17 protein-coding genes are annotated in these 20,422 nt (G+C 74.5%); 14 read left to right on the top strand and 3 right to left on the bottom strand.

Annotated features, from left to right (window positions below; translation table 11 throughout):
* Positions 1-344 precede the first annotated feature (344 nt).
* Complete coding sequence (locus tag ACFVU7_RS10755) at positions 345-2,717, top strand: PQQ-binding-like beta-propeller repeat protein (protein WP_074003998.1); 2,373 nt, start codon at positions 345-347, stop codon at positions 2,715-2,717.
* A 37-nt stretch (positions 2,718-2,754) separates the two neighbouring features.
* On the opposite strand, the gene galE is transcribed toward ACFVU7_RS10755, so the two are convergent.
* Positions 2,755-3,741 (bottom strand): UDP-glucose 4-epimerase GalE, encoded by a 987-nt coding sequence (gene galE / locus ACFVU7_RS10750; protein ID WP_074003997.1) that lies wholly within the window; start codon positions 3,739-3,741, stop codon positions 2,755-2,757.
* A gap of 204 nt (positions 3,742-3,945) precedes the next feature.
* On the opposite strand from galE, the gene ACFVU7_RS10745 reads away from it, so the two are divergent.
* Entirely contained in the window at positions 3,946-5,061 is a 1,116-nt protein-coding gene (locus ACFVU7_RS10745; protein ID WP_380781925.1) for a S1C family serine protease, read from the top strand.
* Between the two features lie 135 nt (positions 5,062-5,196).
* On the opposite strand, the gene ACFVU7_RS10740 is transcribed toward ACFVU7_RS10745, so the two are convergent.
* Entirely contained in the window at positions 5,197-6,366 is a 1,170-nt protein-coding gene (locus ACFVU7_RS10740) for a sensor domain-containing protein (protein ID WP_049657675.1), read from the bottom strand.
* Between the two features lie 341 nt (positions 6,367-6,707).
* Here ACFVU7_RS10740 and ACFVU7_RS10735 point away from each other — a divergent pair, with 341 nt between their 5' ends.
* The 11 genes from ACFVU7_RS10735 (at position 6,708) to htpX (ending at position 17,983) form a co-directional block, all read left to right on the top strand.
* Positions 6,708-7,124, top strand: coding sequence for an NADH-quinone oxidoreductase subunit A (locus tag ACFVU7_RS10735; protein ID WP_049657666.1), 417 nt, complete (start codon positions 6,708-6,710; stop codon positions 7,122-7,124).
* Positions 7,115-7,843 (top strand): NADH-quinone oxidoreductase subunit B, encoded by a 729-nt coding sequence (locus tag ACFVU7_RS10730; RefSeq protein WP_388044903.1) that lies wholly within the window; start codon positions 7,115-7,117, stop codon positions 7,841-7,843. Before ACFVU7_RS10735 ends, ACFVU7_RS10730 begins: the two co-directional genes overlap by 10 nt.
* On the top strand, positions 7,840-9,000 hold the full coding sequence (locus tag ACFVU7_RS10725; RefSeq protein ID WP_388044902.1) for an NADH-quinone oxidoreductase subunit C: 1,161 nt from the start codon (positions 7,840-7,842) through the stop codon (positions 8,998-9,000). Before ACFVU7_RS10730 ends, ACFVU7_RS10725 begins: the two co-directional genes overlap by 4 nt.
* On the top strand, positions 8,997-9,956 hold the full coding sequence (nuoH, locus tag ACFVU7_RS10720; RefSeq protein ID WP_375876941.1) for an NADH-quinone oxidoreductase subunit NuoH: 960 nt from the start codon (positions 8,997-8,999) through the stop codon (positions 9,954-9,956). Before ACFVU7_RS10725 ends, nuoH begins: the two co-directional genes overlap by 4 nt.
* Entirely contained in the window at positions 9,953-10,510 is a 558-nt protein-coding gene (locus ACFVU7_RS10715; protein ID WP_049660446.1) for an NADH-quinone oxidoreductase subunit I, read from the top strand. The genes nuoH and ACFVU7_RS10715 overlap by 4 nt, the downstream gene beginning before the upstream one ends.
* Positions 10,507-11,235: an NADH-quinone oxidoreductase subunit J gene (locus tag ACFVU7_RS10710; RefSeq protein ID WP_074003993.1), complete on the top strand. Its 729-nt coding sequence runs from the start codon at positions 10,507-10,509 to the stop codon at positions 11,233-11,235. Before ACFVU7_RS10715 ends, ACFVU7_RS10710 begins: the two co-directional genes overlap by 4 nt.
* A complete protein-coding gene (nuoK, locus tag ACFVU7_RS10705; RefSeq protein ID WP_049660586.1) occupies positions 11,235-11,627 on the top strand; it encodes an NADH-quinone oxidoreductase subunit NuoK in 393 nt (130 codons plus the stop codon). The genes ACFVU7_RS10710 and nuoK overlap by 1 nt, the downstream gene beginning before the upstream one ends.
* Positions 11,624-13,687, top strand: a complete 2,064-nt coding sequence (locus tag ACFVU7_RS10700) for an NADH-quinone oxidoreductase subunit L (RefSeq protein WP_388044901.1) — start codon at positions 11,624-11,626, stop codon at positions 13,685-13,687. The genes nuoK and ACFVU7_RS10700 overlap by 4 nt, the downstream gene beginning before the upstream one ends.
* A gap of 53 nt (positions 13,688-13,740) precedes the next feature.
* The gene (locus ACFVU7_RS10695) at positions 13,741-15,297 is read left to right on the top strand and encodes a NuoM family protein (protein ID WP_388044900.1); all 1,557 of its coding nucleotides are present in this window, start codon (positions 13,741-13,743) and stop codon (positions 15,295-15,297) included.
* A gap of 56 nt (positions 15,298-15,353) precedes the next feature.
* Positions 15,354-16,898 carry an NADH-quinone oxidoreductase subunit N gene (locus ACFVU7_RS10690; protein ID WP_387822800.1) on the top strand — a complete coding sequence of 515 codons (1,545 nt, stop codon included), beginning with the start codon at positions 15,354-15,356 and terminating at the stop codon, positions 16,896-16,898.
* A gap of 221 nt (positions 16,899-17,119) precedes the next feature.
* Entirely contained in the window at positions 17,120-17,983 is an 864-nt protein-coding gene (gene htpX, locus ACFVU7_RS10685; protein WP_388044899.1) for a zinc metalloprotease HtpX, read from the top strand.
* A 12-nt stretch (positions 17,984-17,995) separates the two neighbouring features.
* Here htpX and ACFVU7_RS10680 read toward each other — a convergent pair whose 3' ends face one another.
* The gene (locus ACFVU7_RS10680) at positions 17,996-19,450 is read right to left on the bottom strand and encodes a PLP-dependent aminotransferase family protein (protein ID WP_388044898.1); all 1,455 of its coding nucleotides are present in this window, start codon (positions 19,448-19,450) and stop codon (positions 17,996-17,998) included.
* Here ACFVU7_RS10680 and ACFVU7_RS10675 point away from each other — a divergent pair.
* Positions 19,449-20,357 (top strand): DMT family transporter, encoded by a 909-nt coding sequence (locus ACFVU7_RS10675; protein WP_388044897.1) that lies wholly within the window; start codon positions 19,449-19,451, stop codon positions 20,355-20,357. The two genes, ACFVU7_RS10680 and ACFVU7_RS10675, sit on opposite strands and share 2 nt — an antisense overlap.
* Positions 20,358-20,422: the final 65 nt, after the last annotated feature.

The following is a 20,422-nucleotide window of genomic DNA, read 5'->3' as shown; positions in this document are numbered from 1 at the left end:
CGGGGTTCGAAGCCCCTGTTTGAAGCCCCCCCGTGTGCTTGCGATCTCACAGCGTGACGGCGAGTCCGCTGAGGGGTGGTCGGGTGACAGAGCGTGACGATGACCGAAGAGTGCGGTGCCGTCCGGAAGTGGACGGTCCGGAGCCCCGAGCGCAAGCCGCCCCCGGAGCGGGCGTCAGGATCAGGTCGTTCCGTCCTCGCTGGTCAGAGGCCTGTCCGGGGCGTCCTCCGGGCCGGGACGACGTGTTTCAGGGGGTGGGGGAGGTTGGATATGCGCGGGACGGCATTGGAGAATCGGGTCCGGCACCACGCGGCGGGTGCGGACAACGGGGAGGTGGCAGCGGAGTGGACCAGCTGACGGCGCACGATCCGAGGCGGATCGGGCCCTTCGAGGTGCTGGGGCGGCTCGGCGCGGGTGGGATGGGGCTGGTCTACCTGGCGCGTTCCGCGGCCGGGCGGCGGGTGGCCATCAAGACCGTGCGGGGTGAGCTGGCCGAGGACGAGCTGTTCCGGGTCCGCTTCGCCCGGGAGATCGCGGCGGCCAAGACGGTCGGCGGCTTCTACACGGCGGCGGTGGTGGACGCCGACGCGGACGCCCGGGTGCCCTGGCTGGCCACCGCCTACATCCCGGCGCCCTCGCTGGAGGACCTGGTCGAGGAGTGCGGCCCGCTGCCGGTGGAGGCCACCCGCTGGCTGGTCGCCGGCATCGCCGAGGCCCTGGAGTCCATCCACGCGGCCGGGCTGATCCACCGCGACCTCAAGCCCTCCAACGTCCTGGTGGTCGAGGACGGCCCGAAGGTGATCGACTTCGGCATCGCGGCCGGGGTCTCCAGCACCCGGCTCACCATGACCAACGTCGCGGTCGGCACCCCCGCCTACATGTCCCCCGAGCAGGCCCGGGACAGCCGCACCGTCCGGGGCGCCAGCGACGTCTTCTCGCTCGGCTCGCTGATGGTCTTCTGCGCCACCGGGCACCCGCCCTACCGGGGCACCAACCCGGTCGAGACGGTGTTCCAGCTGCTGCGCGAGGAGCCGGACCTGACCGGCATGCCGCCCGAGCTGATGGACCTGGTCCGCCGCTGCATGCAGCAGGCCCCCGAGCGCCGGCCCACCCCGGCGCAGATCCAGACCGAGCTCGCCCCGCACCTCTTCTCCCGGGACGACGCCACCGGCGAGGCCGGGGACTGGCTGCCCGCCCACGCGCTGGAGCTGATCGAGCGCAAGCGGGGCCGGCGCCCGGCCGCCCAGCCGCCGCGCCCGCCCGCCGAGCCGGCCCAGCCGCCCCCGCACCCCCAGGCGCCGCCCGCGCACGTCCCGCCGCAGCACCCCGGCCCGGCCGACCCGCGCACCAATCCGGGCGGGCGGCACGCCCAGCCGCCGGCCGGGCCGGTGCACAGCCTGCCGCAGCGCGCCCCGGGCTCGGACGCCGAGATCCCGACCGCGAAGATCGCCTCCCCGAACCGGCACCGGGCGCCCACCGGCGGCGCCGTCGAGGTGCAGCTTTCCGGCGCCTCCGTCCGGATAGGCCCGGGGCCGCGGGCCGAGCACGAGCAGCCCGGCCCGAGCACCGCCCCGGCCACGACCGACTGGGTCCGCCGGGCCCCCGTCCCGCCGCCCCCGCCGGTCGCCCGCTGGCGCCCCTGGCGGTTCCGGATGTCCAACGACGTCTGGGGCACCCCGGTGGTCGCCGACGGGACGCTGTTCGTCTCCAGCTTTGAGGTGCACGCGCTGGACATCGCCTCCGGTGAGCGCCGCTACAAGACCCGGGACGTGGCGTGGGCGCTCGCGGTGGACGCCGGCCGGGTGCACGCCGCGGACGGCCCGCACCTGTACACCGTGGACGCCGCGGACGGCACCGAGCGCTGGCGCACCTCGCTGGACGGCTGGGTCTACTCGCTCTCCGCCGCCGACGGCGTGCTCTGCTGCGGCATCAGGGGCGGCGGCGTCCAGCTCCGCTCGGCGGCCAACGGCGCCGAGCTGTGGCGCGCCGACGACGCCCAGCAGGACTTCGAGAACCCGCAGTCCGGCCCGGTCCTGGTGGGCGGCGCCGCCTACTACTACGGCGGCGGGCGGCTGCGCTGCGTCGACCCGCGCGGCGCGGGCCTGCGCTGGTCCTTCCCGGTCGGCGAGGAGGTGCCCTCGCACCCGGTCGAGCGCGGCGGCGTGCTGTACGTGTCGGCCGGCACCCGGGTGTACGCGCTGGACGCGGCCAGCGGGGCCGAGCGCTGGCGCTTCGACGCCCCGGTGGTGCTGTTCACCCCGCCCGCCCTGGACGCCGACGCGGTCTACGTGGCCGACTACCTGGGCACGGTCTACGCGCTGGACGCGGCCACCGGCCGGGACCGCTGGCGCGGGGTCACCGGCCGCCGCCAGGGGGCCGACCCGGTGGTGGTCTCGGACGGCATGGTGCTGGTCGGCAACGGCGAGGTGCTGTACGCCTTCGAGGCGGCCACCGGCCGGGAGCGCTGGCGCTACACCGCCCGCGGCGAGATCGTCGGCTCCCCGGCGGTGGCCGACGGCCTGGTGCACCTGGGCAGCCGGGACCACTCGCTGCACACCCTGGACCTGGCCAGCGGTCAGCTGCGCTGGGAGCTCGGCACCAAGGGCGAGCTCACCGGCTCGCCGGTGGCGGTCGGCGGCCGGGTCTTCGTCGGCTCCAAGGACCGCTGCGTGTACGCGCTGGACGCCTTCTACGGCACGGCGGTGCCCGCCCGCTGAACCGCGGGGCGGACACCGCCGGACGGGCGCCGTCGGATCAGGCCCTGCGGGCCCCGGGGTGGCGGCTGCACCAGCCGTCCCACGCGGAGGAGACCATCTCGGTCACGTCGTGGCGGGCGGTCCAGCCCAGCTCGCGGTGGATCAGGTCGGCGGAGGCCACCACCCGGGCCGGGTCGCCGGGGCGGCGCGGGGTCACCTCGGCGGCGGTGTCGTAGCCGGTGACCTTGCCGATCACCGCCAGCATCTCCTTGACGCTGACGCCCTCGCCGCGGCCGATGTTCAGCACCAGGGAGGTCGCGCCGGCCGGGTCGGCGGCCATCCGCTTGGCGGCCGCCACGTGCGCCGAGGCGATGTCGGAGACGTGGATGAAGTCGCGGACGCAGGTGCCGTCCGGGGTCTGGTAGTCGTCGCCGAAGACCCGCGGGGCCTCGCCGGCGGTGAGCCGCTCGAAGACCATCGGGATCAGGTTGAACACCCCGGCGTCGGAGAGCTCGGGGGAGGCGGCGCCGGCCACGTTGAAGTAGCGCAGGGCCACGGTGGACATGCCGTGGGCCTTGCCGGCCGCGGCGACCAGCCACTCGCCGGCCAGCTTGGTCTCGCCGTACGGGCTCATCGGGGCGCAGGGCGTGGACTCGGTGACCAGGTCGACGTCCGGCATGCCGTAGACCGCGGCGGAGGAGGAGAAGAGGAAGCGCTTCACCCCGCCCTCGGCGGCGGCCTCCAGGACGGTCTGGAGGCCGATCATGTTCTCGCGGTAGTACAGGAACGGCTGCTCGACGGACTCGCCGACCTGCTTCTTGGCGGCGAAGTGCAGGATGCCCTCGACGCCGTGCTCGCGGATCGCGGCGTCCAGGGCGGCGCGGTCCAGGGTGGAGCCCTCGATCAGGGGGACGCCGGCCGGCAGCCGGGAGGCGTCGCCGGTGCTGAGGTCGTCCAGGACGGCGACGCGCTCCCCGGCGTCGAGCAGCTGTCGGACGACGTGTCCGCCGATGTATCCGGCACCGCCGGTGATCAACCAAGTCATGTGCCGATCCTAGGGGCGCGCCTCGGGGATCTCCGGCGCACCCGCGTTCGGATCCGACCGCCACGTTCGGGCGAGTCGAAGCCACAAAGCGGACAAAACGGTGAAAAGCTGACAAGGATTTCCGTGCGCTCATGCCCGCGCCCCCCGGCGTGGTGACGAATCGGAGGCAGCCAGGTGCACCGTCGCAAGGAACACACCAGCCCCCTGCCCGGCGGGCGGCTGCCGGCCGCGGCCGTGGTCGCCGTGGCGGCCGCGCTGGCGCTGGCCGGCTGCAGCAGCGGCACGTCCTCCTCCGCCACCGTCGCCGCCACCGGCTCGCCCTCGTCCTCCGGCTCCACCCAGGCCTCCGCGGCGTCCGGCCAGTCGAACGGCGGGACCCAGCTGCAGGACGCCTACCAGGCGGTGATCGCCAACGTGCTGCCCTCCGTGGTGCAGATCACCACCGGCGACAGCCTCGGCTCCGGGATCGTCTACGACGACAAGGGCGACATCGTCACCAACGCCCACGTGGTCGGCTCCGCGAAGACCTTCACGGTGACCCTCGCCAACAGCACCACGACGCTGGACGCCGGCCTGGTCGCCAGCTACCCCGACTCCGACCTCGCGGTGATCCGGCTGAACAACCCGCCGAGCGGTCTCCGGCCGGCCAGCTTCGGCGACTCGGGCAAGGTCCAGCTCGGCCAGATCACCCTCGCCATGGGCAGCCCGCTGGGGCTCTCCAGCAGCGTCACCCAGGGCATCGTCTCGGCCACCGGGCGGACCGTCTCCGAACCCCAGGGCCCCGGCTCGCCGGGCGCCACCATCGGCAACATGGTGCAGACCTCGGCGGCGATCAACCCGGGCAACAGCGGCGGCGCGCTGGTGAACCTGGACAGCAAGGTGATCGGCATCAACACGCTCGCCGCGACCGAGCCGCAGAGCAACGGCGCGGCCGCCCCCGGCATCGGCTTCGCCATCCCGGCGAGCACCATCACCAACATCGCCGACCAGCTGATCAAGCAGGGCAAGGTCACCAACTCCGGCCGGGCCGCGCTCGGCATCACCGCCCGGACCAGCTTCAACCAGCAGTTCCAGCCGGCCGGCGCGGTCATCGTGGCGGTCACCCCGGGCGGGGCGGCGGCCTCGGCGGGGCTCCGGGCCGGCGACGTCATCACCAGGATCGGCGACACCCAGGTCGACTCGCTGAACGCGCTCACCACCGCGCTCGCCTCGCTCACCCCGGGCAGCAAGGTCACCGTCACCTACACCCGGGACGGCGGCAGCAAGACCGCCGACGTCACCCTCGGCGAACTGGAAGGCGCCCAGACCTCCTCCCCCTGAGCCCCGGTACGGGGACGCCGGGCCGCACGCCGCGCAAGGGTTCAGCGGGCCGGGTGCCGTACCGGAACGGCGCCGGGACCTCGTCTTCGCCTCGACGAGGTCCCGGCGCCCTACTGTGCCGTGCTGTTCCCGTGGTCAGCGGCGGGCGGTGCGGGTGCGCCAGGGCAGCTCGACGGTGACGGTGGTCGGGCCGCCGTCGGGGCTGTCCACCAGGAAGACCCCGTCCACCGCGCGGATCCGCTCGGCCAGCCCGGCCAGGCCGCTGCCCGGGTACGGGGCCGCGCCGCCCTTGCCGTCGTCCTGGACCAGCACCATCAGCTGGTTGTCCGAGCGCCAGACCTCGACCGTGGCGGAGCGGGCGCCGGCGTGCTTGGAGACGTTGGTCAGCAGCTCGCTGACGGTGAAGTAGGCGATGCCCTCGACCGCCGAGTCCGGGCGCTCGGGCTGCCCGTCCGGGCCGCTCAGGTCGACGCTCACCCGGACGCCGCCGGGGACGGTGCAGCGGGCGGCGACCGAGGACAGCGCGGCGTCCAGGCCGCGGTCGGTGAGCACCGCCGGGTGGATGCCGCGGGCCAGGTCGCGCAGCTCCTGGAGGGCCAGCTTCACCTCGCCGTGGGCGTTGTCGACCATCTTCGCGGCGGCCGCCATGTCGTCCTCGGACTCCACCTCGCGCAGCCGCTCCTTGGCCATGCCGAGGTCCATCGCCAGCGCGACCAGCCGGGCCTGGGCGCCGTCGTGCAGGTCGCGCTCGATCCGGCGCAGGTCGGCGGCGGCGGTGTCGACCACGGTGCCGCGGTCGTCCTCCAGCTCGCGCACCCGCTCGGCCAGGGCACCCGGGAAGAGCAGCGACTCGATCAGGATGCGGTCGACCGAGGCCAGCCCGCGGATCACCCAGGGCAGCACCGGCCAGAGCACGATCACCGAGACCAGGGTCAGGGCGAAGCTGAGCACGCCCCAGGGCAGCATCAGCACGTTGTAGAGCGCCGAGCGCCAGTTCAGCAGGTCGGTGAGCTGGGCGATGGTGTAGCCGACCACCCCCGGGCGGCGCGGCTTCACCGGCTCCGGCTCGTCGATCGCGGAGCCGTACGCGGCGCGCGCCCGCCGCCGGCCCAGCGTGCCCAGGGAGCGCGAGACGGCCAGGCCGCCGGCCAGCATCGGCAGGCCGAGCACGGTGACCGACAGGCCCAGGCCGACCGACAGCGCGGTCATGGCCAGCACGAAGCCGAAGATGCCGAGCGGCAGGTTCAGCAGCAACTGGCCGACCTGGTGCCACATCCTCGTGCCGTACAGCGGTGGGCGCTCCATCCGGGCGTCCTGCTCCTTGATGGCGTCCACGGCGCGGTGCAGCGGCTTCATGCGGATCTACCGTCCCTACTTCGTCGTGCGGCTGGACCAAGCTTCCCGAACCGGGAGCGGTGGGGGCCATGGGGGTGATACATCTTCCCGGCCGGGGGTTAACCCCACCCCCGCGCCCGGTCACCGGACGCCCGCCCGGGTGTCCACCGGCCGTCTTGCGGAGCGGGCAGGGTTCGGGCGGAGCGGAGCGGTCCCCTTAGACTCACGCTTTGGCCATGGTTGGGCCGGTGAGAGCAAACGTCGTAGAACTGTCTTGAGGGCGGGTTCACGGCCGAGGTGGAGGCGAAGGCATGGAGGGGAAGCACGCGGCTGCCGTCGCAGCCGACCCGGCGGTCGGCAGCGGCTACTTCGACGCGTACGCCGCGATGGGCCTGATGGCCGTCGTCGGGGTGCTCTTCGTCGCCGTGGCGTTCACCGCCAACCGGCTGCTGCGGCCCGTGGTGTACTCGCCCGAGAAACTCCTCGCCTACGAGTGCGGGGTGGACCCGGTGGGCGAGGACTGGGCGCACACCCAGATCCGCTACTACGTGTACGCCTTCCTGTACGTGATCTTCGCGGTGGACGCGATCTACCTGTTCCCCTGGGCGACCGTCTTCGCCACCGCCGGGTACGGCGCCGGGACGCTGATCGAGATGTTCCTGTTCATCGGCTTCCTCGCGGTCGGGCTGCTCTACGCCTGGAAGAAGGGCGTTCTGGAATGGACGTGACGCACTCCCACTCGCACGGCGGCGCACAGGGCGGTCCCGTCCCGCTCGGCCTGCCGGACCCCGCGCGCCCCGGCGCCGTCGAGCGCCGCGGCCTCGGCCCGCTGGCCCGGCTCGCGCCGGACCCGGTCAAGGTGGTGCTCAACTGGGGGCGCCGCTACAGCCTCTGGTGCTTCAACTTCGGGCTGGCCTGCTGCGCGATCGAGTTCATCGCCGCCTCGATGGCCAAACACGACTTCATCCGGATGGGTGTCATCCCGTTCGCGCCCGGACCCCGTCAGGCTGATCTGATGATCGTCTCCGGGACGGTCACCGACAAGATGGCGCCCGCCGTCAAGCGCCTCTACGAGCAGATGCCCGAGCCGAAGTACGTCATCTCCTTCGGCGCCTGCTCCAACTCCGGCGGCCCGTACTGGGACTCCTACTCGGTCACCAAGGGCGTGGACCAGATCATCCCGGTGGACGTCTACGTGCCCGGCTGCCCGCCGCGGCCGGAAGCGCTGCTCCAGGGCATCCTCAAGCTCCAGGAGAAGATCGCCGCCGAGTCCCTGCCGGACCGCTACACCGTGCCCGCGCCCGCGGCGGCGCTGCGCCGGCCGCTGGTGGCCGGGCCTTCGGGGGCTTCCGCGGCCGGTGCCGCGAGCGGCTCCGCGGCAGGCTCCGCGCCCGGGACCGCGGCCGGTTCCGCGGCCGGCGCTTCGACCGAGGGAGGGGTCTCGTGACATCCGCCGAGCAGTACGCGGCGTCGGTCGGGGAGTGGGCGACCGGCGCCGAGGCGTACGGGCTGGTCACCGTCGACGTCCCCGCCGAGCACTGGACCGAGGCGCTCACCAACGCCCGGGACGTCCTGGGCCTGGGCTTCTTCGACTGGCTGAGCGCCGTCGACGAGCTCGCCGAGGGCTTCTCCGTGGTCGCGCACCTGGCCGCCGTCGAGGCGCCCGGCGTCCGGCACCTCGCGCTGCGCACCCGGGTGCCGCGCGACCGGGCCGCGCTGCCGACCGCCGTCCCGGTGTACGCCGGTGCCGCCTGGCACGAGCGCGAGACCCACGAGATGTTCGGCATCGACTTCCCCGGGCACTCCCACCTGGCCACCCTGCTGCTGCCGGACGGCTTCGAGGGGAACCCGCTGCGCAAGGAGTTCGTGCTCGCGGCCCGGGTCGCCAAGGACTGGCCGGGCGCCAAGGAGCCCGGCGAGTCCGACCACGGCGGCGGGCCGGCCCGGCGCAAGATGCAGCCGGCCGGTGTGCCGGACCCGAACGAGTGGGGGCCGCTCAAGGGCACCCTGCCGCCGGTCGCCGAGCGGCCCGCGCGCGGTGCGCGGGCGGCGGGGGCGGCGGCGCGGACGCCCCGGGGGGCTGCGGCCGCCGGTGCGGGTGCCGCTGGTGCGGCCGGTGCCGGTGCCGGTGCGGCTGCCGCGGGCGCCGAGGGCGGCGCCCCGGTGCGGGCGGACCGGCCGCGGCGGACCCGGTCGGTGTCGGAGGGGTCGGCGAGCCAGGCGGGCGCCGAGGCTCCCGCGGCCGCTCCGGCCGAGGGCACCCCGCCGGTGCGGGCGGACCGGCCGCGACGGACCCGGTCGGTGTCCGAGGGGTCGGCCAGTCAGACGGCCGCCGAGGCTCCCGCCGAACCGGCCGCCGAGCCGACGGCCGAGCCCGCGGCTCCCGTACGGCCCCGGCCTTCCGACGCGCCCCGGTCCTCCGATGCGCCCTGGCACAACCCGGTGCCCGCCCACGACGAGAAGCCGTCGGGCGAGAAGCCGGGCGAGCCCGCTGAACCCGTTGAGCCCGCTGAGCCCGCTGAGCCCGCTGAGCCGGGCAAGCCGGTCGAGCAGAAGGACGAGACCTCGGCCGGACCGGCCGACCAGGACGGAGAAGGCGCGTGAACCTGCTCGACACGGTGCTGCGCTGCGTCGCCACCCTCGTCGTCTTCCTGGTCCTCCCGCTGGTCATCGGCCAGACCGAGCACAAGGTCATGGCGCACATGCAGGGCCGGCTCGGCCCGATGTACGCGGGCGGCTTCCACGGCTGGGCGCAGCTCGTCGCGGACGGCGTGAAGTTCGCGCAGAAGGAGGACATCGTCCCGGCCGGGGCGGACCGCCGGGTCTTCCAGCTGGCGCCCGCCGTCTCGCTGCTGCCGTACCTCTTCGTGCTGCTGGCGATCCCGGTCGGCCCGGACGGCTTCGTCGGCCAGGCGATCGACGCCGGGCTGTTCTTCGTGCTCGCCGTGATGGGCGTCGGCGTGATCGGCAAGCTGATGGCCGGCTGGGCCTCGGCGAACAAGTTCTCGCTGCTCGGCGGCCTGCGCACGGCCGCGCAGCTGATGTCGTACGAGCTGCCGCTGGTGCTGGCGGCGGCCTCGGTGGCGATGGCCGCCGGCACGCTGTCGCTGCCCGGGATCGTGGACGCCTGGGAGTGGTACTGGCTGCCCTGGCAGCTGATCGGGGCGTTCGTCTTCTTCACGGCCGGTCTGGCCGAACTCCAGCGCCCGCCGTTCGACATGCCGATCGCCGACTCGGAGATCATCTTCGGCGCGTACACCGAGTACACCGGCCTGCGGTTCGCCCTGTTCCTGCTGTCCGAGTACGTGGGCATCCTGGTGGTGTCCGCACTGACCGCGGTGCTCTTCCTGGGCGGCTGGCACGGACCGCTGCCGGACCAGCTCGGCTGGCTCTGGATGCTCCTCAAGACCTTCGCGCTGGCCTTCGTGGTCATCTGGCTGCGGGTCACCTACCCGCGTCTGCGCGAGGACCAGCTGATGCGTTTCGCGTGGACGGTGCTGATCCCGCTCGCGCTGGTCCAGCTGGCCCTCACCGGCATCATCAAGGTGGCGATCTCATGAGTTTCCCCGGTATCGGGCTCGCCAAGGGCCTGGCCGTGACGCTGCGGACGATGACGAGGAAGAGCGTCACCGCGCAGTACCCCGACGTGCAGCCGGTGCTGCCGCCGCGTTCGCGCGGCGTCATCGCGCTGCTGGAGGAGAACTGCACGGTCTGCATGCTCTGCGCGCGCGAGTGCCCGGACTGGTGCATCTACATCGACTCCCACAAGGAGACGCTGCCGGCCGCCGAGCCGAACGCCCGGGCCCGCACCCGCAACGTGCTGGACCGGTTCGCCATCGACTTCTCGCTCTGCATGTACTGCGGGATCTGCATCGAGGTCTGCCCCTTCGACGCGCTGTTCTGGTCGCCGGAGTTCGAGTACGCGGAGACCGACATCCACGAGCTGACCCACGAGCGGGAGAAGCTCCGCGAGTGGATGTGGACCGTCCCCGCGCCGCCGGCGCTGGACCCGGCGGCCGAGGAGCCCAAGGAGATGGCCACCGCGCGCAAGGCCGCGGACAAGCTGGCGGCCGCCGCCGCGGCGGCCCTCGAGGAGAAGGGTGACGACGCGTGACCGGTGCCACCACGCTTCTCGCGGCGACCGGCTCCCTGGAGCCGGCCGCCCGTTCGTTCCTGTCCCCGACCGGGCAGGAGATCGTCTTCCTGCTGGTCGGGATCGCCGTGCTCGGCTCGGCCGTGGTCTCGGTGACCACCCGGCAGCTGGTGCACGCCGCGCTCTGGCTGGTGGTCGCGCTCGGCGGGCTGGCGGTGGAGTTCCTGCTGCTCACAGCCGAGTTCATCGCCTGGGTGCAGGTGCTGATCTACCTCGGCTCGGTGGTCGTCCTGGTGCTGTTCGGGCTGATGCTCACCAAGGCGCCGATCGGGCGCTCGCCGGACGCCGACTCCAAGAACCGCTGGGTGGCCCTGGTCGTGGCGCTGGCCGCGGCCGGGACGCTGGTCACGCTGGTGGTCGACGCCTTCCGGACCTCCTGGATCGACCTCGGCCAGGGCGGCGGCTCGGCCGCCGTCACCGGGGCCAGCCTGTTCCGGCACTGGGTGCTGCCCTTCGAGGCGCTGTCCGTGCTGCTGCTGGCGGCGCTGGTCGGCGCGATCGTGCTGTCGCGCGGCTCGGGGCGGCGGGTGCCGCCGCCCCGGGCGGGCAGGCTGCGCGCCGGGCGGCCGGTCGGGTCCAACGGGACGGTCGCCGCGAACGCGGCCGCGAACGTGAACGCGACGACTACGGCCGCTCCCGCTGCTCCGTCCGCGCCGTCCGCGCCGTCCGCGTCGGAGGAGAGCTGATGCACCTCGCCTACCCCGCCGTCCTCGCCGCGCTGCTGTTCAGCGTCGGCGTGTACGGCGTGCTCGCCCGGCGCAACGCCGTCCTGGTGCTGATGTCCGTCGAGCTGATGCTCAACGCCGTCAACCTCAACCTGGTCGCCTTCGACGCGTGGCTGCGGGACTCGCTGCACGCCGGGCAGGCGCTCACCCTGTTCACCATCACCGTCGCCGCCGCCGAGGTCGGGCTGGGGCTCGCCATCGTCCTGCTGCTGTTCCGGGCCCGGGGCACCGCGGACATCGACCGGGCCACCGCGCTCGGCGACCCGGGCGAGGCGCTCGCCGTCGAGGAGACGCCGGTCGGCGCCGGGACGCCGACCGGAGCCGAGGCACTGAAGGGCCAGGCCGCCGCATGAACCTCGCCCTGCCCGTACTCGTCCCCGCGCTGCCCGCGCTCGGCGCCGCCGCGACCCTGGCCGTCGGCCGGAAGGCGCCCGGGCTGGCCCGGCCGCTGGCGATCGTCCCGGTCGCCGTCGCGGCCGTGCTCGCCCTGGTGGTCGCCCTCCAGCTCGGCACCGGCCAGACCCTGGACGCCGGCACCCGGCTCACCCCGACCGGCGGCCCGGACATCACGCTCGGCCTCCACCTGGACGGCTTCAGCTCGCTGATCTCCGTGCTGGTCGGCCTGGTCGCCACCTGCGTCCAGGTCTACTCGACCGCGTACCTCAAGGAGGACCCGCGCTACCCCTCGTACGCGGCGCTGGTCTCGCTGTTCACCGCGGCGATGTTCCTGGTGGTCTACTCGGGCGACCTGATCGTGCTGCTGGTCGGCTGGGAGGTCATGGGCCTGTGCTCGTACTTCCTGATCGGCCACCACTGGGAGACCGCGGACGCCCGCTCGGCCTCGCTGAAGGCCTTCCTGGTCACCAAGCTCGGTGACGTGCCGTTCCTGTTCGGGATCTTCCTGCTCGGCGCGGACGCCGGCAGCTTCCGCGTCCCGGACGTGCTGGCGGCCGCGACGGAGGGCCGGCTCGGGCACCCGACGCTGACCGCGCTGCTGCTGCTCGCCGGCGTGGCCGGCAAGAGCGCCCAGTTCCCGCTGCACACCTGGCTCCCGGACGCGATGGCTGGCCCGACCCCGGTGTCCGCGCTGATCCACGCCGCCACCATGGTCGCGGCCGGCATCTACCTGGTCGCCCGGCTGCTGCCGGTGTTCCTGCTGTCGGGCGCGGCGCTGGTCGTGCTCGCGGTGATGGCCGCCGTGACGATGATCGGCTCGGCGCTCTGCGCGCTCGCCCAGGACGACCTCAAACGGGTGCTCGCCTACTCCACCGTCGGCCAGCTCGGCTATATGGCCGGCGCGCTGGCCAGCGGGGACCGCGAGGCCTCGGTCTTCCACCTGGTCAGCCACGGCGCGTTCAAGGCGCTGCTGTTCCTGGCCGCCGGCGTGGTGATCCACGCCGCGCACACCAACTCGATCTCCGCGATGTCCCGCATGCCCGGGCTGCGCAAGCGGGTGCCGGACGCCTACTGGACGACGGGCATCGCGCTCGTCGCCCTGGTCGGGCTGCCGCCGTTCTCCGGCTTCTTCAGCAAGGAGGCGGTGCTGACCGCCGCCGAGCACGCCGCCAACGGCGAGGCGCTGACCAACGGGCTCGGCCCGGCCTCGGCGGTGCCGCAGGCGGCCGGGTGGATCGTGCTGATCTCCGCCGGGCTCACCGCGCTGCTCACCGCCGCGTACGCGACCAGGCTCTTCCTGCTGGCGTTCCACAGCCCGGCCGGGGCCGCCGTGCCGACGGCCGCGGCCGCCAAGGCCCGGGTCCAGGTTCTGGCACCGGCCGACCACGAGGCCGGCGCGCCGTACTCGCCCGAACTCGACGAGGCCGACCCGGCCACCGCCGAGCCGCCCGCGATGCGCTGGCCGCTCTGGGTGCTGGCCGTGCCGACCATGGGCTTCGGCATCGTCGGCCTGCGCTCGGACTGGCTGCCCGCGCTCCTGGACGGCGGCTCGCTGCGGCCCTCCGCGGTCACCGCCGTCACCGGGACCGGGCTCGCCGCGGTCGGCGTGATCGCCGCGTACGGCGCCTGGCGCTCGGCGACCGCCCGGCTGGGCACCGGCCGCCCGGCCCCGGCCGGAGGCTGGGGGAGGGTGCCCGAGCAGGGCGGAGCCCCGGCCGCCGAGGTGATCGTCGCCGACCCCGGGCGCACCCTGCTGGGCCCGCTGTTCGGCCCGGCCCGGCACGGCTTCGGCGTCGACCGGCTCTACCACGCGCTGTTCGTCCGCCCGGTGGGCGCCGCCGCGAAGCTGGTCCGCTTCCTCGACCGCGAGGTCGTCGAGACCTACGTGCGCGGCAGCGGAGCGGGCGCCAACCTGCTCGGCCGGGCCGTCCGGCTCGCGCAGACCGGCAACGCGCAGACGTACCTCAGCGCCCTGCTGGCCGGCGTCGTCCTGCTGGCCGTCCTGGTGGCGGTGTAGCCGGTGCTGCTGTCCTCGACCTCCGCCACCTCGACCGCTGCTGGGAGCCCCCGATGAACGCAGTCCTCATCGCCCTCCTGCTGCTGCCGCTGCTCGGCGCCGCACTCACCCTGGCGCCGGTGTTCGGGCCGGACCGGGCCGTGGCCGACCGGCGGGCCCTGCGGCTGAACACCGTCGTCACCGGCTCGGTGCTCCTGCTCGCCGTCGCCCTCGCGGCCGGCTTCGACCACGACGAACCCGCCCGGATGCAGGCCACCACCGACGTGTCCTGGATCCCGGCCCTGCACGTGCGCCTCCACCTCGGCGTGGACGGCGTCTCGCTGCCGCTGGTCGTGCTGACCGCGCTGCTCACCTTCCTCTGCGCGCTGTACTCGGAGAAGCGGCTGCCGGACGGGGAGACCGTGCCCTCGGCGCAGGCCTTCGTCGGGCTGTTCCTCCTGCTCGAGGTCGGCATGCTCGCCACCTTCGCGGTCCTGGACCTCCTGCTCTTCTTCCTGGCCTTCGAGATCGTGCTGATCCCGATGTACTTCCTGATCGCCCGCTGGGGGAGCGGCGCGAAGGTGCCGTCCGCCAACCGCTTCATCCTCTACACGCTGCTCGGCTCGGCCGTGATGCTGCTCGGCTTCCTGCTGATCGGCAGCAAGGCCGGCACCTTCGACATGCAGGCCCTGGCCGCCGCGCACGGCAGCGGCCTGAGCCACACCACCCAGGTGATCGCCGCGCTGGCGATCCTGGTCGGGCTCGCGGTCAAGGCCCCCGCCTGGCCGCTGCACAGCTGGCTCCCCGACGCGCACACCGCCGCCCCGACGGTGGGCTCGGTGCTGCTCGCCGGCGTGCTGCTGAAGATGGGCACCTACGGCCTGGTCCGCGTCCTCCTCCCGGTCGTGCCGGACGGCGCCGCCACCCTGGCCCCCTACCTGGGAGCCTTCGCGGCCGTCGGCATCGTCTACGGCTCACTGGCCTGCCTGGCGCTGGCCCGCCCCGGCGCCAAGGGCGACCTCAAGCGCCTGATCGCGTACTCCTCCGTCGGCCACATGGGCTTCGTGCTGCTCGGTATCGCCTCCCTCACCCCGGTGGGCGTCAACGGCGCACTGTTCGCCAACATCGCCCACGGCCTGATCACCGGCCTGCTGTTCTTCGTCGTCGGCGCGCTCAAGGACCGCTACGGCACGGCCGACCTCGACACCCTGGCCGGCACCACCGGCGCCGCCCTGTACGGCCGGGCCCCGCGGCTCGGCGTACTGCTCGCCTTCGCCGCCGTCGCCAGCCTCGGGCTGCCCGGCCTGGCCGGCTTCTGGGGCGAGCTGCTCGCCATGTTCGGCGCGTTCGACCCGGCCGCCGGCCTGTCGCGCCCCGCGTTCGTCACCTACATGGTCCTGGCCGGCCTCGGCACCCTCCTCACCGCCGCGTACCTCCTGATCGTGGTCAAGCGCGTCTGCATGGGCGACCCCGAGCAGCCCGCCCCGGTGGCCGAGCTCGCCGACCTGCGCCCGTACGAGGCCGTCAGCTGGACGCCGCTGGCCGCGCTCACCCTGCTCGCCGGACTCTGGCCCGCGCTGCTGCTCGGCCTCTCCGACCCCGCCGTCAAGCACCTCCTCGGGGGTGGCTGACCGTGCTCGCAGCCCAGACCGCCGCACTCGGACCTCACTCCACGGGGCAGCACACTGTGACCTCCCTCGCCGTAGCCAACCCGGGCAGCCTGATCCAGTCCGTGGACTGGGTGGCGATCGCGCCCCCGCTGATCGCCGCCGTGGCCGCCCTCGCCGTGCTGCTCACGGACCTGTTCCTGCCCGAGCGGCACAAGAAGTGGCTCGGCCGCCTCACCGCGGCCGGACTCGCCCTCGCCCTCATCGCGCTCCTTCCCCTCACCGGATCGTCACCCCGCGCTACCTTCTGCGTGCAGAACGTAGCAGGGGGGTCTGACAACGGCGGCTGCTCGTACGTCGCCGACCACTTCGCCCTGGTGTTCCAGCTGCTCGCCCTCGGTGGCGCGCTGATCGCGGCGCTGCTGTCGACGCACACCGTGGAGGACGAGAAGCTGCCGCGCGGCGAGTACTGGTTCCTGCTGCTCTCCAGCGCCACCGGCGCCGCCCTGCTGCCCGCCTCCCGGGACCTCGCCACCATGGTGATCGCCCTGGAGGTCGCCTCGCTGCCCGCCTTCGCCCTGGTCGCGCTGCGCCGGGACGGCCGGGGCGCCGAGGCCGCGTTCAAGTTCTTCGTCTCCTCGGTGACCGCGACCGCCGTGATGCTGCTCGGCGTCGGCTTCGTCTACGCGGCGAGCGGCAGCCTGCACCTCGGCGCCGTCGCCCAGGGCCTGGAGCACGCCCCCGGACAGCTCAGGCCGCTGGCCGAGGCGGGCGCGGTGCTCACCCTGGTCGGCTTCGCCTTCAAGGTCGCCGCCGTCCCGTTCCACTTCTGGGTGCCCGACACCTACACCGGCGCCCCGCTGCCGGTGGCCGGCTACCTCTCGGTGGTCGGCAAGGCGGCCGGCCTGTCCGGGCTCGCGCTCGCCACCACCGTCGCCTTCCGCCCGTACGCCCACACCTGGGGCCTGGTGCTCGCGGTGCTGGCCGCCGTCACCATGACCGTCGGCAACGTCGGCGCGCTGCGGCAGCGCTTCGACACCCGGTACAGCGCGGTGCGGCTGCTCGCCTGGTCCTCGGTCGGCCAGGCCGGGTACCTGCTGGTGCCGCTCGCCGCGGCCGGCTACGCGCCCACCGGCGTCGACCCGCTCGGCGCCACCGCCGCGTACGCGCTGATCTACGGCGTGGTGAACCTCGGCGCCTTCGGGGTGGTCGCCGCCGTCGGCCGCCGGGCCGGGACCAGCGTGGACGACTTCCGCGGCCTGTTCGCCCGCAACCGCTGGACGGCGCTGGCGCTCGCCTTCTTCCTGCTCTGCCTGGCCGGGCTGCCGCCGGGCGTGGTCGGCCTGTTCGGCAAGGTCGTGGTGTTCCGCGCGGCGGTCGACGCCGGGCTGGGCTGGCTCGCCGTGGTGATGGCCGTCAACGTGGTCGTCGCCCTGTACTACTACCTGCTCTGGACGGCCCGGCTGTTCGCCCCGGCGGGCGACGCGCCCCTCGACGGGGCCGCCGCCGGGCACCGCCTGCCGGTGAGCCTCACCGCGACGCTGGGGCTCACCGCCTCCGCCGCCGTGGTCCTCTCGGTGGCGCCGCAGCTGGTCCTCCAGGTGGCGGGCGGCTCGCTGTTCTGAGCCCGGGCCGGGCCGTGGTTCCGGGCCCTGGTCGGGCCGATCCGGGGGCGAGGCCGGGCCGCTCCGCCGTGACGGCCCGGTGACGGTGCGGTGGTACCGGGGGTGCGGCCCGGCGGTGTCACGTCGGTCACAAGGGAACAAGGTCCCCGGCCCCACCCGTTGACCGGGCAAGAGGGACGAGGCAGAAAGGGCTTCCCCACCGCACCATTGGAGGGCCTGACGTGCACAGCCGGCACAACGGACTGAGGACCGCCGTCCTGCTCGGAGGCCTCTCCGCGCTGATCCTGGTGATCGGCGGCCTCTTCGGCCGCACCGGCTTCGTGATCGCCCTGCTGGTCGCCCTCGGGACCAACGCCTACGCCTACTGGAACAGCGACAAGCTCGCGCTGCGGGCCATGCGGGCCCGGCCGGTCAGCGAGTTCGAGGCACCCGGGCTGTACCGGATCGTCCGCGAGCTCTCCACCTCCGCCCGCCAGCCGATGCCCCGCCTCTACATCTCCCCGACCCCGGCCCCGAACGCCTTCGCCACCGGCCGCAACCCGCGCAACGCGGCGGTCTGCTGCACCGAGGGCATCCTGGGGATCCTGGACGAACGCGAGCTGCGGGGCGTGCTCGGGCACGAGCTGAGCCACGTCTACAACCGGGACATCCTGATCTCCTCGGTGGCCGCGGCGCTCGCCTCGGTGGTGATGTTCCTGGTGAACTTCGCCTGGCTGGTGCCGTTCGGGCGCAGCGACGACGACGACGGCCCGGGGCTGTTCGGGATGCTCGCCATCATGATCCTCGGCCCGCTCGCGGCCGGGCTGATCCAGATGGCGGTCAGCCGTTCCCGCGAGTACCAGGCCGACGCCGACGGCGCCCGGATCACCGGGGACCCGCTCGCCCTCGCCAACGCCCTGCGCAAGCTCGACGCGGGCACCCGTCAGCTGCCCCTGCCGCCCGAGCCGCAGCTCCAGACCGCGAGCCACATGATGATCGCCAGCCCGTTCCGGCCCGGCGAGGCCGGTGCGCGGCTCTTCTCCACCCACCCGCCGATGGCCGAGCGGATCGCCCGCCTGGAGCGGATGGCGGGCGGGCAGGTCTAGGGCCCCGGGGCGTCAGTCCGCGAGCTCCTCGTACGCGAGCCGCAGCCGGTGGACGCCCTCGGCGACCTGGGCGGAGCTCTCGGCGGCGGCGTAGCTGAGCCGGAGGTGGGGGGCCGGGGGCTCGGCGGGGTGGTACGGGCGGCCGGGGGAGAGCTGGACGCCGGCGCGCAGGGCGGCCCTGGCGAGGGTGGTGTCGTCGACGCCGTCGGGGAAGCGCAGCCACAGGTGGTACCCGCCGGGGCGGTGGGTGCCGACGACGCCGGGCAGCTCGCGGTGCAGGGCGGTGACGGCGGCGGTGCGGCGGTCGCGCAGTTCGGCGCCGAGGGTGCGCAGGTGGCGGGCCCAGGCGGGGTCGGAGACCAGTTCCAGGGTGGCCTCCTGGAGCGGCCGGGGCACGAAGAAGCTGTCCACCACCTGGGTGGCCCGCAGCCGGGCCAGCGCCGGGCCGCGCGCGGTGAGGGCGCCGACCCGCAGGTTGGGGGAGGCCGCCTTGGTCAGCGAGCGCAGGTGCACCACGACCCCGTCCCGGTCGTCGGCGGCGAGCGGGCGCGGCAGCGCGGGGGCGTCCGCGTGGACCAGCAGCCGGGCGAAGTCGTCCTCGACCACGAAGGCCCCGGCCGCCCGGGAGATCCGCAGCACCTCCTCCCGTCGTACGGGCGACAGCACCGCGCCGGTGGGGTTCTGGAACAGCGGCTGGCAGAGGAAGACCCGCGCCCGGGTGGCCGCGAAGGCCTCCGCCAGCAGGTCGGTGCGCACGCCGTCGGCGTCGACCGGCACCGGGACGGGCCGCAGCCCGGCCGCCCGGACGACCGCCAGGATGCCCGAGTACGTCGGCGACTCCACCAGCACCGGCGAGCCGGGCGCGGCGAGCGCCCGCATGGCGACGGTCAGCCCGCTCTGCCCGCCGGCGGTGATCAGGACGTCCCCGGCGCCGATCGGCCCGCCGTGGCCGCCGATGTCGCGGGCGAACCAGCCGCGCAGTTCGGTCAGCCCGTCGGTGGGCGGGCGGTCCCAGGCGCCCGGCCGCCGGCCGGCCCGGGCGAGGACGGCGGCGAGCAGCCGTTCGGGCAGCAGCGAGGCGTGCGGGTAGCCGCTGTTGAGGTCGATGACGTCGGGCGCGGGCACCCGGAGGGTGTCGAACACCGGGGCGGCGAGCAGGTCGCGCGGGCCGGAGTCGGCGCTGAGCGCGATCTCCTGCCAGGAGAGGTCGCCGGTCCGGCCGGCCGGCGGGGCGGGGACGGCCGGGGCCGCGGCGAAGGCGGCCGCCCGGAACACCCCGGCGCCCGGCCGGGAGACCACGAGCCCCTCGGCGACGAGCACCGCGATGGCCCGGGAGACCGTCACCGGGCTGACCTGGTGGCGCTCCACCAGCGCCCGGCTGGCGGGCAGTTTCCGCCCCTCCGGGTAGCGCTCCACTTCCCGCCGCAGGATGTCGGCGAGTTCGGTCACGCTGCTACGCTCGTTCATGACGGCACAAGATAGCGCTATCCGCCCGCAGGCGATAGCACCTCGACCGGCCCCCGCTTCCGGCACCGCCCTCGCGGCCCTCGGGGTGGCCTCCTTCTCGCTCACCTTCCCCGCCACCGCGTGGGCCCTGACCGGCTTCGGCCCGTGGACCGCGACCGGTCTGCGCGGCGTCCTGGCCGCTGTGCTGGCCGCGCTCTACCTGCTGGCCGTCCGCGCCCGGCCGCCGCGGCGGGGGCAGTGGCCCGGGCTGCTGGTGGTCTCGGCCGGCTGCGTCCTCGGCTTCCCGCTGCTCACCACGCTCGCCCTGCGCACCTCCTCGACCGCCCACTCGGCGGTGGTCATCGGCGTGCTGCCGCTGGCCACGGCGGTGGTCTCGGCGCTGCGCACCGGCCGCCGGCCGTCCGGGGCGTTCTGGGCGGCGGCGCTCGCCGGGGCCGCGGCGGTGCTCGCCTTCACCCTGGTCCAGAGCCACGGCCGGCCGACCGCCGCCGACCTCTACCTCTTCGTGGCGGTGCTGCTCTGCGCCGCCGGGTACGCCGAGGGCGGGCGGCTCTCCCGGGACCTGCCGGGCGGGCAGGTGATCGCCTGGGCGGTGCTGGTCGCGCTGCCCGCGACGCTGCTGACCGCCGTGCTCGGGCTGGGCGCCGAGCCGGTCCGGCTCGGGGCGAAGGCGCTGGCCGGGCTGGCGTACACGGCGGCGGTCTCGCAGCTCGGCGGGCTCGTGCTCTGGTACCGGGGCATGGCCGCGATCGGGGTGCCGAGGGCCAGCCAGCTCCAGCTCGCGCAGCCGCTGCTGACCCTGGTCTGGTCGGTGCTGCTGCTCGGCGAGCACCTGCCGGCCGCGGCGCCGGTCACCGCGGTGGTGGTGCTGGTCTGCATCGCGGTGACCCAGCGGGCGCGGAGCTGACCGGGCGGACGGGACCGGCCCCGGAGCTGACCAGGCGGGCGGCACCGGCCCCGGAGCGGAGCGGC

Origin of the sequence: Kitasatospora sp. NPDC058046 (genome assembly GCF_042885595.1) — a bacterium.
In the GTDB taxonomy this organism is placed as follows: Bacteria; Actinomycetota; Actinomycetes; order Streptomycetales; family Streptomycetaceae; genus Kitasatospora.
This window is presented reverse-complemented; position numbering and strand designations above follow the sequence as displayed.